The following is a 14111-nucleotide window of genomic DNA, read 5'->3' as shown; positions in this document are numbered from 1 at the left end:
CCACACCGATATGCCTGCCACCATCCTCCTTGCCCAGACGCGCACCGGCGAGCTGCTCGAGCGGCTGAGCGCCCACACCCCGCCGGCCCACGGCACACTCATCTTCCTGCTCATCGGCGCGATCATCGCCGCCGTGCTCGTCATCCCGCGCGGCATGTGGCGGATCACCGGCCTCATCGTCACCGTCGTCCACGAACTCGGGCACGGCTTCGCCGGCCTCATGCTCGGCCGCCGGGCACTGGCGATCCGCATCTCACCTGACCAATCCGGCCTCGCGCTCTCCCGCGGGACCGGCACCTCGGCGCCGTGGATGACCTTCTGGGGATATCCGGCACCGGCACTCATCGGCTCCCTGCTCATCTTCGCCGCCCTCTTCGGCTATCCCGCCCCAGCCCTGGCAGCAGCTGCCGTGCTGCTGATCATCTCGCTGGTCTTCATGCGCGGGTTCCTCGCCGTGGCCGTCACCGCACTCACCGCCGTGATCGCCGGGTTGCTCGTGTTCTGGGCGCCACCGGTCATCGCCTCCTATGCCGCGCTCGGCGCGGGGCTGTTCCTGCTGCTCGGGGCATGGAAGGCCTTCGGCAACCTGCTCGGTGCCCACGCCCGGGGCGATCGCGGCCAGTCCGATGCCGCGATCCTCGCCCGCGCCACCCGCGTGCCGGCAGGCGTATGGATCGTGCTCATGCTCCTGGCGATGACCGGATTCACCGCCCTGAGCGCCTGGGGTGTGTGGCACCATCTCCAGGTCCTGGGCTGAGCTGAAATCGAGCGCCCAGACCGAGTCCGCAGACCGCGTTGAGAGCCGCTGAGAGCCCCTGAGACGAGTCGGAGTACGTTTGCAGGCCTGAAAACATGGAAAAAGGCCGATTGCGGGCCGCGCAGGGCATAATCTCGCCGCGCGAGCAGGTAGAATGAACAGGGTTGTTCAACTGCGACAAGGAGACTCATGGCTACTGAGGAGAACCGGGAATACGATGCCGGTGATATCACCGTTCTCGAGGGACTCGAAGCGGTTCGCAAACGGCCTGGCATGTACATCGGCTCCACCTCCGAACGCGGCCTGCACCACCTTGTCTACGAGATCGTCGACAACTCCGTCGATGAGGCACTCGCCGGATACTGCGACCACATCGAGGTCGTCATCCGCGCCGACGGCTCCGTTCAGGTCACCGACAACGGCCGCGGCATCCCGGTGGCCATGCACCCGACCGAGGGAATCCCGACGCTGCAGGTCGTGCTGACGATCCTGCACGCCGGCGGCAAGTTCGGCGGCGGCGGCTATGCCGTCTCCGGCGGCCTGCACGGCGTGGGATCCTCGGTCGTCAACGCCCTGTCCGAGCGGCTCGACGCCGAGGTCCACCGCGACGGCAAGGTCTGGCGCCAGGACTACCGCCGCGGCGTGCCGACCGGTGAGGTCACCGAAGGGGAGGCGACCGACAAGACCGGCACCATCATCACCTTCTGGCCCGACCCGGAGATCTTCGACACCACCGAGTTCTCCTTCGAGGTGCTGCGCTCCCGGTTCCAGCAGATGGCCTTCCTCAACAAGGGCCTGAAGATCTCGCTGACCGATGAGCGGGCTGAGGAGGTCGACGACGAGGACGTCCAGCTCGAAGCCGAGGACACCGCCGAGGTCAAGCCGCGCAGCGTCACCTACTTCTACGAGAACGGCCTGCTCGACTACGTCAAGCACCTGACGTCGACGAAGAAGACCGAAGTCGTCCACGAGGACGTCATCGCCTTCGAAGCTGAGGACACCGAGCAGCAGATCGCCCTCGAAGTGGCCATGCAGTGGACGAGCTCCTATGCCGAGTCAGTCCACACCTATGCCAACACCATCAACACCCACGAGGGCGGCACGCACGAAGAGGGCTTCCGCACCGCACTCACCAGCCTCATCAACGCCTATGCCCGCGAGCAGAAGCTGCTGCGCGAGAAGGACGCCAACCTCACCGGCGACGACGTCCGCGAGGGCCTGACCGCCATCGTGTCCGTCAAGCTCGGCGAACCGCAGTTCGAAGGCCAGACGAAGACGAAGCTGGGCAACTCCGAAGCCAAGACCTTCGTCCAGCGCATCGTCCGCGATGAGCTCGGCCACTGGCTCGAATCCAACCCGGCCCAGGCCAAGGAGGTCGTGCGCAAGGCGATCCAGGCCTCCCAGGCCCGGATGGCCGCCCGCAAGGCTCGCGAGGCCACCCGCCGCAAGGGCCTGCTCGAATCCTCCGGGATGCCCGGCAAGCTGCGCGACTGCCAGTCGAAGGACCCGACGGTCTCGGAGATCTTCATCGTCGAGGGCGACTCCGCCGGCGGTTCGGCGCTGCAGGGCCGCGACGCGATCCACCAGGCGATCCTGCCGATCCGCGGCAAGATCCTCAACGTCGAGAAGGCCCGCCTCGACCGCGCCCTGGGCAACCAGGAGGTCCAGTCGCTCATCACCGCCTTCGGCACCGGCATCGGCGAGGAGTTCGACCTCGACAAGCTGCGCTATCACAAGATCGTGCTGATGGCCGACGCTGATGTCGACGGCCAGCACATCGCCACGCTGCTGCTGACGCTCATCTTCCGCTACATGCGCCCGCTGGTCGAGCACGGCTATGTCTACCTGGCGACCCCGCCGCTGTACCGGATCAAGTGGTCGAACGCCGAACACGAATACGCCTACTCCGACCGGGAGCGCGACGCCCTGCTCACCGACGGCCGCGCCTCGGGCAAGCGGCTGCCGAAGGATCAGGCGATCCAGCGCTACAAGGGCCTGGGCGAGATGAACTACAGCGAACTGTGGGACACGACGATGAACCCGGACTACCGGCTGCTCAAGCAGGTCACCCTCGATGACGCGATGAAGGCCGATGAGATCTTCGCCGTGCTCATGGGTGAGGATGTCGAATCCCGCCGCCAGTTCATCCAGGAGAACGCCAAGGACGTCCGGTTCCTCGACATCTGACCCACCGGCCCGGCCTGCCGCCGGCAGCCCAGGCGCCCACCGCCTCGGGAGCGGCGCAGCAGGCCGGACGCCACTGAAGAATTTCTGCACACGACTGACGAATACAAGAGGTAAACAGCCCCGTGGCCGATGACACTGACAACACCCAGCCAGGCGACCAGCAGCCCGAGGACGGCCCCGTGATCTCCCCGGAGACCGGCACCCCCGTCGCCGCCCGCGTCGAGAAGGTCGACCTCAATCTGGAGATGCAGCGCTCCTACCTCGACTACGCGATGAGCGTCATCGTCGGGCGTGCGCTGCCGGATGTGCGCGACGGCCTCAAGCCCGTCCACCGCCGCGTGCTCTACGCGATGTACGACGGCGGCTACCGGCCGGACCGGTCCTTCAACAAGTGCTCGCGCGTCGTCGGCGATGTCATGGGCCACTACCACCCGCACGGCGACACGGCGATCTACGATGCGCTCGTGCGCCTCGTGCAGCCGTGGTCGCTGCGCTACCCGCTCATCTCCGGGCAGGGCAACTTCGGCTCCGCCGGCGACGACGGTGCCGCAGCCCCGCGATACACCGAGTGCCGGATGGCGCCGCTGGCCATGGAGATGGTCCGCGACATCGAAGAGGACACCGTCGACTTCCAGGACAACTACGACGGGCGCAACACCGAGCCGGTCTACCTGCCTGCCCGGTTCCCCAACCTGCTCGTCAACGGCTCGGCCGGCATCGCCGTGGGCATGGCGACGAACATCCCACCGCACAATCTGCGCGAGGTCGCCAAAGCCGCCCAATGGCTGCTGGCCAACCCCGAGGCGGAGAAGGACGAAGCCCTCGAGGCGATCCTCGGCATCGTGCAGGGTCCCGACTTCCCCAACGGCGCGACCATCCTCGGCCGCAAGGGCATCGACGACGCCTACCGCACCGGCCGCGGGTCGATCACCCAGCGCGCCGTCGTCGAGGTCGAGGAGATCCAGGGACGGACCTGCCTCGTCGTCACGGAGCTGCCCTACCTCGTCAACCCCGACTCGCTGGCCACCAAGATCGCCTCCTACGTCAAGGACGGCAAGGTCGCCGGCATCGCCGACCTGCGCGATGAGTCCTCCGGCCGTGTCGGCCAGCGGCTGGTCATCGTGCTCAAGCGTGACGCCGTGGCCAAGGTCGTGCTGAATAACCTGTACAAGCACACCTCGCTGCAGGAGAACTTCTCGGCCAATATGCTCGCCCTGGTCGACAATGTGCCGCGCACCCTGTCGATCGACTCGTTCCTGCGCCTGTGGGTCAAGCACCAGATCGACGTCATCGTCCGGCGCACCAAGTTCCGCCTGAAGAAGGCCGAGGAGCGCGCCCACATCCTGCGCGGCTACCTCAAGGCCCTCAACGCCCTCGACGAGGTCATCGCGCTGATCCGCCGCTCACCGTCGTCCGATGAGGCGCGCAGCGGACTGATGGAGCTGCTCGATGTCGACGAGATCCAGGCCAACGCGATCCTCGACCTGCAGCTGCGCCGCCTGGCCGCTCTCGAACGCCTCAAGATCGAAGAAGAGGCCAAGAAGATCGAGGAGCTCATCAAGGAATACCACCACATCCTCAACACCCCGGCCCGGCAGCGCGAGATCGTCTCCGAGGAGCTGCAGGACATCGTCGATCGCTACGGCGATGACCGCCGCACCCGGATCCACGCCGGCTTCGACGGGGACGTCTCGATGGAGGACCTCATCCCCGAAGAGGAGGTCGTCGTCACCATCACCCGCGGCGGATACGCCAAGCGCACCCAGTCGGCGCTCTACCGTGCTCAGCATCGTGGCGGCAAGGGCATCACCGGTGCGCGGCTGCGCGGCGACGACGTCGTCGACCACTTCTTCGTCACCTCGACGCACAACTGGCTGCTGTTCTTCACCAACACCGGCCGGGTCTACCGTGCGAAGGCCTACGAGCTGCCCGAGGGATCCCGTGACGCCAAGGGCCAGCACGTGGCGAACCTGCTGGCGCTGCAACCGGATGAGACGATCGCCCAGGTGCTGTCGATCCGCGACTACGATGAGGCAGACTACCTCGCCCTGGCTACGAAGAGTGGCCTGGTGAAGAAGACCCGCCTGGCCGAGTACGACTCCAACCGCACCGGCGGGGTCATCGCGATCAACCTGCGCGAGATCACCCCCGGCGTGCCCGATGAGCTCGTCTCCGCCCGCCTCGTCTCACCCGAAGACGACCTCCTGCTCGTCTCGCGGAAGGGCATGTCGATCCGGTTCAAGGCCAGCGATGAGTCGATCCGGCCGATCGGCCGCGCCACCTCGGGTGTGACCGGCATGAAGTTCAAGGACGACGACCAGCTGCTGACCATGGACGTCATGACCCCGGACAGCTACGTCTTCGTCGTCACCGAAGCCGGATTCGCCAAGCGCACCCCGATCGAGGAGTACCGCGTGCAGGGCCGCGGCGGCTACGGCATCAAGGTCGCCAAGATCACCGAACAGCGCGGCGACCTGGTCGGCGGGCTCATCGTCTCCGACGGTGAGGAAGTGCTCGTCGTCATGGAGCGCGGTAAGGTGGTCCGGTCCTCGATCGACGAGGTTCCGGCCAAGGGACGCAATACTATGGGAGTAGTATTTGCGAAACCGGGAAAGAACGATCGCATCATCGCCGTCACCCGCGGCCCGGAGAAGGTCGTCGAGGACGAAGCCGAAACCCCGGTCGATGCTGAGGCCGAGGCAGCAGCCGAAGCCGCAGAGGTGGCGCGCGAGGATGAAGGACAAGCATGACTGACAGCGAACAGAAACCCGCCAAGGTGATCCGGGCCTCGTCCGGCTCGACCCGCCTGTCTGCCAGCGGCAAGGGCAAGAACTCCGAGACCGCCGCCTCGGGCACGGCGAAGACGACGACGAGCACCGCCGTCTCCGGCGGCAAGCGCCCCGGCAGCGGAGAGGGCAAGCCGCGCAGCGTCAAGGCCGGCACCACCCGGCTCAAGGCCGGCTCCGGGACCGAGGCGGGCAGCAATTCCAGCGGGACCGCCGCCTCGGCAGTGGGTTCGGGTCCGATCCAGACGACCGGATCAGGCCCCCGCAGCGCGGAATCCTCCGGTTCCGGGCCCTCGGGCACCGCGCGCATCGCCGGCGTCCCGGAGGAGCAGGCGGCCAAGGCCGACGGCTCCGTGCGCGCCTCGGCTGGACCGGTGCGGATGAGTGGGAAGACGAAGAAGAAGGGCCCGCGCACCGTGCGGCTCACCGTCGCCACCGTCGATCCGTGGTCGGTCATGAAGATGTCGTTCCTGCTGTCGCTGGCGATCGGCATCGCCACCGTCATCGCAGCCCTCGTTCTCTGGCTGGTGCTGCAGGCCACCGGTACGCTCAGCGGCATCCAGTCGACGCTGACCGAGCTGGCTGGCACCGAGGGTGCTGACAAGGTCATCGGCATGTTCAGCCTTGGGCGCGTGCTGTCCTTCGCCGTCATCCTCGCGCTGGTGAACATGGTGCTGATGACCGCGCTGTCGACGCTGTTCGCGTTCCTGTACAACATCGGTTCGACGCTCGTCGGCGGTTTCCACCTCAAGCTCACCGACGACTGATCGGCACCTCTTCTCAGCACGGGCCGGTGCGGCGCAGTGAGCGTCGTGCCGGCCTTTGCATTGCGGGGGAGAAGCCGATTTTGCACTGACCGGGGGCAGTGTGTATATTGGTTCCTCGGGTCATCCCACACGGGCCTATAGCTCAGGCGGTTAGAGCGCTTCGCTGATAACGAAGAGGTCAGAGGTTCAAGTCCTCTTAGGCCCACGCAATCATTCGAAACGGACATCGGGAGATGACGTGAAGAAGTGGTTGACGCTGACCGGCGTCCTCTCTGCTCTTGCAGGAGTGCTGGTGGTGTTCCGGGGCAACCGCCGCCGGCAGCACGAACAGTGGTCGTCCTACACTGACCAGGTGTAGAATGGAGCCACGCTTGGGGGTATGGCGCAATTGGTAGCGCATCTGCTTTGCAAGCAGAGGGTTAGGGGTTCGAGTCCCCTTACCTCCACCATTGTGAAGTCTCGGGACATCGTTCACTCGATGTCCCGAGATTTCTTTTTGTTCTGGGGCTGATGGCTCGCGTCATCGTTCCGGTAGCCTCCAGCGGGATCTCAGCTCCGCTGGGAGGTCACCGATGTGACAGACACACCCGCGTTCTCGAAGGCTTTCACGATCTTCTTGTCGCGAGCATCTGTGATGAGCGTCCACCCGGTCGGAAGGGTCGCCCAGGCCGGTACCTGACGGGCTTCGAGCTTTGAGGAGTCGGCCAACACAGCCGTTCGACTCGATCGCTGCGCCACCTGTTCTTTGGTGAGAGCCTCCTCAACAGTCGGTTCGCCTACGCCATCGCGCGGATCGACCGCGTCGGCGCCCAGGAAGGAGACGTCGAAAGTGAAGCGCCTGAGTGCATCCGACGCGAGCGCTCCAGCGGTGCCGTGGGAATTGCGCGACAGATGCCCCCCGACCACGATGACGTCGATGCCGTCTTCTTCGGCCAGAGAAAGAGCGATCTCGAGACCTCTGGTGACCACGGTGAGACCAGAGCTGCCGCGGAGGTTGTCGATGAGGTGAGCCGTCGTGGAACCTGCGTCTACGAAGATTGTGGCACCGGGCGGCACGAGCGATGCGGCCACGGACCCGATTGCCGCCTTGGCACGGGTATTCATCGACATCCGCTCCGCCAGCGCTCTCTCCTGGTAAGGGGCCAGGCTCGTAGCACCGCCGTAGGTTCTTGCGAGCTGTCCGGTTCTCTCAAGCGCGGAGAGATCACGGCGGATAGTGGACGTCGACGTCGACAGTCTCTCGGCCAGAGCCTCGACACGATTGATTCCCGAACGGACTAGTCGCACAACTTCCATGCGTCTGTCGCGAGTCGCCTCACGTGGATTCATCGGTTCTCCCAACGCTCTTCTCATACGAATGGCGCAAACCGCATCCAGGCTCGTCAGCGGGGCAAGTACTCGGCGCGGATCGCTTCGACATGCGGTGCATAGCCGATCGCCGCACGGTACGCAGACCGCATTGTGCCCGGGTCGGCTTTTCCGGTGCCGGCGATATCGAAAGCGGTGCCATGGTCGACAGATGTGCGCAGGATGGGGAGTCCAACAGTGACGCTGATGGTCCCATCGAAGTCGAACGTCTTCGCAGCGATATGACCTTGATCGTGATACTGAGAGAGAATCCCGTCATAGCGACCCAACAGCCCATGGTGGAACACGGAATCGGCTGGGATCGGGCCCGCCACATCCAAGCCGCGTGAGCGGACCTCTTCAATGGCTGGGGAGAGGATCTCGATCTCTTCATCACCAAACGCACCGTTTTCGCCACCATGAGGATTGATGGCGGCGGTCGCCAGACGAGGTTCCGCCACACCGTAGACTTCGAGTGCACGATGGGCTCGCATGATTGAGCCGACCTGGTTGTCGATGTTGATTGCGTCGAGAGCTTTGCGCAGTGACATATGGCGGGTAGCGAAGAACACCTGCATCTTGTGTCCGGGCTGATGGGTTTTCTCGACAACGAACATCGTGTCCTGCTTGGTGACCCCAGTGAGCTCACCGAGCATTTCGGTATGACCGAGGTGCTTGGACCCTGTCTTCCACACCGCTTCCTTATTGATGGGGCCGGTGACGATACCGGAAACCTCTTGATTCAGTGCAGCTTCCGTTGCCACCTCGATTGCGGTGACGGCTGCTCGTCCGGCCCTTTCGTCTACTCTGCCCCATTCGGGAATCTGGGAGCCGAGAACCTCGATGTCGAAGACATCTATGACGCCTTCGCCGCCCGGAGCGGTGTCCCATGACGACACCGCCCGGACCTCGGCATCGAGGTTGAGCACCTTGACCGCCTTCTCCATGACGGCAAGGTCGGCGACGGCGATGCCGTGCTGAGAGCTGTCGGTCGAGAACTCGTGCAGTACCGCTGCGGTGATCTCAGGCCCGATGCCGACTGGATCTCCGACGGTGACAGCGAGAACGGGGGTATTCGAGGTCATGGTTTTTCCTAATCTTCTCGAGAACCGGACTTGTACAAGCGGTCTTGTGCGCGAACCATAGCGGATAGATGGTCAAGACATGCGACAGCGGTGTCGGGGCCGCCGACCAGCCCGCCTTTTGTGACGATCGGCAGGCCCGCGAACTCTCCGCCGATGACAACGCCGGCTGCGGCGAGCGGGACGACTTCTTCATGGACTTCAATGCCTGCGGCCCCCAGAGCGGAAAGCACTGCGGCGGTGATGTCGCCACCTGTGGTGTAGAGACCTCCAACGCACGGGCCGGCGGCTGGATCGCCTGAGATGCGGGCAGTCGCGAGTACACCGGCGGTGATTCGGCCAATGCGCCTGGGGACCTCCTCAGCCTCCTCCGCCGTCAGCTCTAGGATGTCCGACTCCTCAAGCACCGAGGCGAGGAGCACGATGTTCCCGGGGCCAGCGTTTTCGAGTGCTGTTGAGACCTCGGCGATGGTGGACGAGATGTCCGGAACGGGCCGGTTGCTGTCGAGAACAGGGCGGACAAGGTGGACGGGGCGCGTTTCAGACAGCTGTCTCAGCTGAAGCTGCGTGAGTTCAGTCGCTGAGCCGGCAATCGCCAGCAGCGGAAGGCTCCCTCCAGTCGGCTTGGTTTCGAGAGCGTGGGCAATGGCGAGGGTGCCTGGTCCGGGGTCGATCCCCACCCACATGACGCGGGGGTCTGCTGCCACCGCCGCTTCGGCTGTCCGCTTGAGGTGTTCATCAGTGAGTGCGTCTGCGACGACGACATCGACACCATCGTCGAGAACTGCACGGAATCGTGCGACTAGCGCGTCCCATGACCCGGTGACCTCGGCCAGTCCTATCACTGCTGTGCGCAGCTCAGTGCTGCGCTGCAGCGCGGCCTCGACGGAGGAGTTGTCGACGGGTGCGCGTACATCATGAGCGAGTTCGGTGTCTTCCAGCCGCTTGCCGGCCATGAGTTGCAGCCCGTCGACGGTCTGCCTGTCGGCTTGAGGAAACGCCGGCATACACAGACCGACAGCCTGACGACCACGTTCCCGGACAGCCGCGAGGACGGCTTGAGCTTCCGCGCCGAAGTTGCCGCGCAGCGTCGAGTCTGCACGTGAGCAGATGAGGTCTGCGGGCCACGCTGCTGCGACGACGCCGCGCACCGTCTCTTCAGCATCTGCAGGCGGCAGATGGCGCGAGTCTGTCGTGACGACAAGGACGTCGTAGGTGTCAAGCAGGCCAGTGAGTTCGTCCGGAGGCAGTCCCAGGTGCACATTTGCGGCGCGCAGGCCCGAGCGTGCGAAGCCCGCAGCACAGCCGTTGCCTCCGGTGAGGTCGTCCGCGACGACGAGTATGCGTGTCATGGTCACCCGATGAGCAGGTTTGCCAGGAAGAGCAGTGGGATCGATCCGAGCCAGACGGCGGTGGTGATACCCGACCAGCCTTTGAGAGCGGCAGTGCCGGTCAGCCCCGTGAACCGTGTGACAACCCAGAAGTAGGAGTCGTTGAAGTAGGAGAAGACCATCGAACCGCAGACACATGCCATGACTGCGATGAGAGGAGAGACTCCCAAGGAATCAACGAGCGGGGCGGTGACAGAGGCAGCGGTGATCATGGCCACGGTTCCGGAGCCCTGAGCGATTCGCACCATGGAAGCGATAAGGAACGGGATGAGGAACGCAGGCAGCGCCATGCCGGCGATGGCCTCGGCTAAAGCGTCACCGACCCCAGAGTCTCTCAGCACCTGGCCGAAACCTCCGCCAGCACCGGTGATGAGGAGAATCAGGCCTGCGGATTCGGCGGCCTGAGCCAGCCAGGCGTGTGTCTTCTTCCGCGGCGTCCACCGGGGGAGCAGAACGTAGACCGCCAAAATGATGCCGATGATCAGCGCGACCACAGGATTTCCAAGAAAGAGGAGCGGTTTGACCCAGTCGGAGGCAGCATACTCTTCAGCATTGATCTGACCCGTGGCCGATTTGTCGATAGCCGAGGTCACAGTGTTGGCCACAATCAGCAGGAGCGGAACGAGAAGCGGAAGAGAACCGAGAGCCGCATTGATGCGGTGCGGCTTGCGACCTGCCGGGGTCTCACCGAGGTAGTCCTCAGACCGATAGGTCTTGATCGCGTCGAGGTGAGATGCAACGTCTTCTCCGCCGTTCTCGGCAAGTTTCACGTCGTGATTCTCGCCGTAGACCTCTGCAGCGACCTCGGGGACGACCTGCGATTCGAGCTTAGGGCCCATCCACCTGGCGTAGAACACCACGACGGGCAGAAGGATGATCGTGAAGATGCCGCCGGTCAGGATGACCGCACCGAGGTCTGCCCCGAGAAGGCCGGTGACGGCGAGCGGGCCGGGTGTCGGCGGCACCATGTGGTGGGTGAGTGTCATACCGCAGCCGAGGGCGAGGCAGAGAGTGACATATCCGCCCCGCTTGACTCGTGCAATCGAGCGGGCCAGAGGGTTCATGATCACGAAGCCGGAGTCGCAGAAGACCGGGACCGAGACAAGGGACCCGACAGTGCTCATCGCCCAGGGTTCTCTGCCTTTGCCGAATCCCCGAAGGAAGGCTCGTGCCAGTGCATCGGCGGCCCCTGAGACCTCCAAGATCTTTCCGACCGCAACACCGAGTCCGATGACGATTCCGATGCTGGCCAGCGTGTTGCCGAAGCCAGTCGTCACGGAGTCCACGACACCGAGCATCTCCTGCCCGGCCACCAGGCCGGTGACCAGCGCTGCTATCAGCAGAGCGATGAAGGCATCCAGCCGAGTGCGCAATACGAGAAAGACGATTGTGGCGATGCCGAGCAAGAGGGCCAGAATCAGCCGCGCATCCATGGGCGGTCTCCTAAGAATCGGGCGCGAACACAGTCACACAGAAAGAAACACAGTCACGCAGAAAGACAGGTGGAGCAACGTCGTCGAAGCGTGTTGATGAAAGCATGCATGTTCGTGATCGGTAAAGCAAGTAGTCATGCAATCAGCTGCTCAATCTGCGCATGAGACTGCAGCATGTTCTGCGCGCACGTGGCGAGGCGCATGCGACATCCGGGCAGCAGGGAAATGCTCATGCTGGCCGTCCTTTCCTGACCCTCTTCATTCGCCCAGGCCAAACCATCAGAAACGCCGCAGATACAACGATCGTCGTAGCACCAACGCGGGATTGTCGGGCAATCTCACCGTGTCTAACGTCGTGTGCATGGACACGAATACGTTCTCCCGCCGCTCACTGTTCGCATCCGGCGCAGCAGTCCTCGGATCCGCAGTACTGCTCAGTGCCGCACCCGGCCATGCTGCCGAAAACCGGCCCATCACCGAAGCCACCGGCTTCCGCACCTCCGACTCCGATGGTGGTGAGGCCTCGAATCCGGCCAACCGCCTCGGCTGCGCGCTCGGCCGTGGATTGGAGGACTGAGCCATGGCAGAACCCATCTGGATCGGCAGCCCGAACTTCAACCACGGCCGTGGAGGCTCCGGCATCGACCGCATCGTCATCCATTACATCGTCGGCACTCTCGCCGCCGCGGATGCCACCTTCAAGGACCCGGCCTCCCAGGTCAGCGCTCACTACGGCATCGGCGAAGGAGCCCTGCATCAGTACGTGAACGAAGGCGACACCGCCTGGCATGCCGGCAGCTTCGCGATGAATCAGCGCAGCATCGGCATCGAGCACTCCGCAGACCAGAACCGCGCCCCCGACGAGTTCACCTACAACACCTCGATCGCACTGTGCGCACGCATCTGCCGCGACTACGGACTCGACCCCCACGTCGCGCTCATCCCACACAGCGCCGTTGTCGCCACCTCGTGCCCGGGCACCGTCGACTTCGAGCGCATCAAGAACGCAGTCGCCGCCGCCGTCTGACGCGCCCCCGCCACCGCGGGCCCTGATCACCCTCGAATACCCCACTAACACAACCACACCCCCGCCCCCGCGCCGCCCAGCCTCCCAAGCTGGGCGGCGCTCTGTCGTTCCACTGTGTGACCCGGATCTCACGGATGTGCCTGCGGGAGCTAAGATAATGGTATGAAACTTCCACACAGCGATATTGATCCCGACGGCCTGCTGGAGTACTCCGTCGTCTTCACGGACCGCTCCCTCAACCACATGTCCGCCCGCTTCGTCTCCGTGATGGAGGAGACGCTGTCGATCCTGCGCAGCACCTACAACGCCAAGACCGCGGTGCTCGTGCCCGGCGGCGGCTCCTACGGCATGGAATCGGTCGCCCGCCAGTTCGCCGGCGGCAAGCGCTGCCTCATCGTGCGCAACGGCCAGTTCTCCTACCGCTGGTCGCAGATCCTCGACACCGGCCAGATCCCTGCCGAACATGAGGTGCTCAAGGCCCGCCCCGCCGGCGGCGACGTCGATGCCGGGTTCGCTCCTGCTCCCATCGAGGAGGTCGTCGAGACGATCCACCGGCAGCGCACCGAGCTCGTGTTCGCTCCGCACGTCGAGACCGCCTCGGGCGTGCTGCTGAGCGATGACTACATGCGCCGGATCGCAGACGCCGTGCACGAGGTGGGCGGCCTGTTCGTCCTCGACTGCGTCGCCTCCGGCCCGCTGTGGGTTGACATGGACGACATCGGTGTCGACATCCTCCTCTCGGCCCCGCAGAAGGGCTGGAGCGGCACGCCGTGCGCCGGCTACATCATGTTCGGTGAGCGCGCTCGCACGGCGATCGAGGACACCACCAGCTCGAGCTTCGCACTCGACCTGAAGAAGTGGATGACGATCTGTGAGGGCTACGCCGAAGGCAAGCACGGCTACCACGCCACGATGCCGACTGACTCGATCACCCACAACCTCACCCTCATGCAGGAGGCTGTCGAGTTCGGGCTGCCGCAGCTGCGTGAGCGCCAGATCGAGCTCGGCACCAAGGTGCGCGAGCTCCTCAGCTCACGCGGTTACTCCTCAGTTGCCGCAGAGGGCTGGCAGTCTCCGACGGTCGTCGTCGTGCAGGCCGAGCGACCCGCCGCCGAGGTGGTAGCCGCGTTTGCGCAGGCAGGCGTGCAGGTAGCCGGCGGGGTCCCGCTCATGGTCGACGAGCCGGAGGGTTTTCAGACCTTCCGCATCGGCTTGTTCGGCCTCGACAAGTGGGCTGATGCTGATGCAGCGGCAGCGCGACTGGAGGCGGCGCTCGACCAGGTGGCCTGACACAGCTCTCGTGGTTTCGACAGACAGCTGGGGTGTGCGCGACA

The 14111-nt window shown here is 64.7% G+C and carries 11 protein-coding genes, 2 tRNA genes and 1 pseudogene; 9 read left to right on the top strand and 5 right to left on the bottom strand.

The window, feature by feature from the left end:
• Positions 1–10: 10 nt before the first annotated feature.
• From B4E96_RS10205 to B4E96_RS10180, 6 genes are all read left to right on the top strand, one after another.
• Positions 11–757, top strand: coding sequence for a M50 family metallopeptidase (locus B4E96_RS10205; RefSeq protein WP_286957450.1), 747 nt, complete (start codon positions 11–13; stop codon positions 755–757).
• 189 nt (positions 758–946) lie between these two features.
• Entirely contained in the window at positions 947–2944 is a 1998-nt protein-coding gene (gene gyrB, locus B4E96_RS10200) for a DNA topoisomerase (ATP-hydrolyzing) subunit B (RefSeq protein WP_286957449.1), read from the top strand.
• A 182-nt stretch (positions 2945–3126) separates the two neighbouring features.
• Positions 3127–5694 (top strand): DNA gyrase subunit A, encoded by a 2568-nt coding sequence (gene gyrA / locus B4E96_RS10195; RefSeq protein ID WP_286957577.1) that lies wholly within the window; start codon positions 3127–3129, stop codon positions 5692–5694.
• Positions 5691–6497, top strand: coding sequence for a DUF3566 domain-containing protein (locus B4E96_RS10190; RefSeq protein ID WP_102162516.1), 807 nt, complete (start codon positions 5691–5693; stop codon positions 6495–6497). Before gyrA ends, B4E96_RS10190 begins: the two co-directional genes overlap by 4 nt.
• Before the next feature lie 131 nt (positions 6498–6628).
• A tRNA-Ile gene (locus B4E96_RS10185) sits at positions 6629–6702 on the top strand.
• A 168-nt stretch (positions 6703–6870) separates the two neighbouring features.
• Positions 6871–6946 (top strand) — tRNA-Ala (locus tag B4E96_RS10180).
• A gap of 100 nt (positions 6947–7046) precedes the next feature.
• Here B4E96_RS10180 and B4E96_RS10175 read toward each other — a convergent pair.
• From B4E96_RS10175 to B4E96_RS10155, 5 genes and pseudogenes are all read right to left on the bottom strand, one after another.
• Positions 7047–7607: a DeoR/GlpR family DNA-binding transcription regulator gene (locus B4E96_RS10175; protein ID WP_239557297.1), complete on the bottom strand. Its 561-nt coding sequence runs from the start codon at positions 7605–7607 to the stop codon at positions 7047–7049.
• Between the two features lie 45 nt (positions 7608–7652).
• A pseudogene (locus tag B4E96_RS10170) lies at positions 7653–7793 on the bottom strand (DeoR family transcriptional regulator); the annotation flags it as partial.
• An 86-nt stretch (positions 7794–7879) separates the two neighbouring features.
• On the bottom strand, positions 7880–8929 hold the full coding sequence (gene pdxA, locus B4E96_RS10165; RefSeq protein ID WP_170273829.1) for a 4-hydroxythreonine-4-phosphate dehydrogenase PdxA: 1050 nt from the start codon (positions 8927–8929) through the stop codon (positions 7880–7882).
• Between the two features lie 8 nt (positions 8930–8937).
• Positions 8938–10278 carry a four-carbon acid sugar kinase family protein gene (locus tag B4E96_RS10160; RefSeq protein ID WP_170273830.1) on the bottom strand — a complete coding sequence of 447 codons (1341 nt, stop codon included), beginning with the start codon at positions 10276–10278 and terminating at the stop codon, positions 8938–8940.
• Positions 10279–10280: 2 nt separating this feature from the next.
• The gene (locus B4E96_RS10155) at positions 10281–11750 is read right to left on the bottom strand and encodes a GntP family permease (RefSeq protein WP_259832511.1); all 1470 of its coding nucleotides are present in this window, start codon (positions 11748–11750) and stop codon (positions 10281–10283) included.
• 361 nt (positions 11751–12111) lie between these two features.
• Between B4E96_RS10155 and B4E96_RS10150 the strand changes: the two genes are divergently transcribed.
• The 3 genes from B4E96_RS10150 (at position 12112) to B4E96_RS10140 (ending at position 14067) form a co-directional block, all read left to right on the top strand.
• Positions 12112–12327, top strand: coding sequence for a hypothetical protein (locus tag B4E96_RS10150; RefSeq protein WP_170273832.1), 216 nt, complete (start codon positions 12112–12114; stop codon positions 12325–12327).
• Between the two features lie 3 nt (positions 12328–12330).
• A complete protein-coding gene (locus B4E96_RS10145) occupies positions 12331–12777 on the top strand; it encodes an N-acetylmuramoyl-L-alanine amidase (RefSeq protein ID WP_170273833.1) in 447 nt (148 codons plus the stop codon).
• A 162-nt stretch (positions 12778–12939) separates the two neighbouring features.
• Positions 12940–14067 carry an aminotransferase class V-fold PLP-dependent enzyme gene (locus tag B4E96_RS10140; protein WP_170273834.1) on the top strand — a complete coding sequence of 376 codons (1128 nt, stop codon included), beginning with the start codon at positions 12940–12942 and terminating at the stop codon, positions 14065–14067.
• Positions 14068–14111 lie beyond the last annotated feature (44 nt).

Source organism: Brevibacterium sp. UBA7493 (assembly GCF_002479565.1).
Lineage (GTDB): Bacteria > Actinomycetota > Actinomycetes > Actinomycetales > Brevibacteriaceae > Brevibacterium > Brevibacterium luteolum.
The sequence above is the reverse complement of the archived record's forward strand: the minus strand, read 5'-3'. Positions and strand labels throughout refer to the sequence as shown.

Bases quoted from the DNA above. Each gene is read 5' to 3' on its own strand.
- B4E96_RS10205 (WP_286957450.1), top strand. From the start codon at position 11: ATGCCTGCCACCATCCTCCTTGCCCAGACGCGCACCGGCGAGCTGCTC.
- gyrB (WP_286957449.1), top strand. From the start codon at position 947: ATGGCTACTGAGGAGAACCGGGAATACGATGCCGGTGATATCACCGTT.
- B4E96_RS10190 (WP_102162516.1), top strand. From the start codon at position 5,691: ATGACTGACAGCGAACAGAAACCCGCCAAGGTGATCCGGGCCTCGTCC.
- B4E96_RS10175 (WP_239557297.1), bottom strand. From the start codon at position 7,607: ATGTCGATGAATACCCGTGCCAAGGCGGCAATCGGGTCCGTGGCCGCA.
- pdxA (WP_170273829.1), bottom strand. From the start codon at position 8,929: ATGACCTCGAATACCCCCGTTCTCGCTGTCACCGTCGGAGATCCAGTC.
- B4E96_RS10160 (WP_170273830.1), bottom strand. From the start codon at position 10,278: ATGACACGCATACTCGTCGTCGCGGACGACCTCACCGGAGGCAACGGC.
- B4E96_RS10155 (WP_259832511.1), bottom strand. From the start codon at position 11,750: ATGGATGCGCGGCTGATTCTGGCCCTCTTGCTCGGCATCGCCACAATC.
- B4E96_RS10150 (WP_170273832.1), top strand. From the start codon at position 12,112: ATGGACACGAATACGTTCTCCCGCCGCTCACTGTTCGCATCCGGCGCA.
- B4E96_RS10145 (WP_170273833.1), top strand. From the start codon at position 12,331: ATGGCAGAACCCATCTGGATCGGCAGCCCGAACTTCAACCACGGCCGT.
- B4E96_RS10140 (WP_170273834.1), top strand. From the start codon at position 12,940: ATGAAACTTCCACACAGCGATATTGATCCCGACGGCCTGCTGGAGTAC.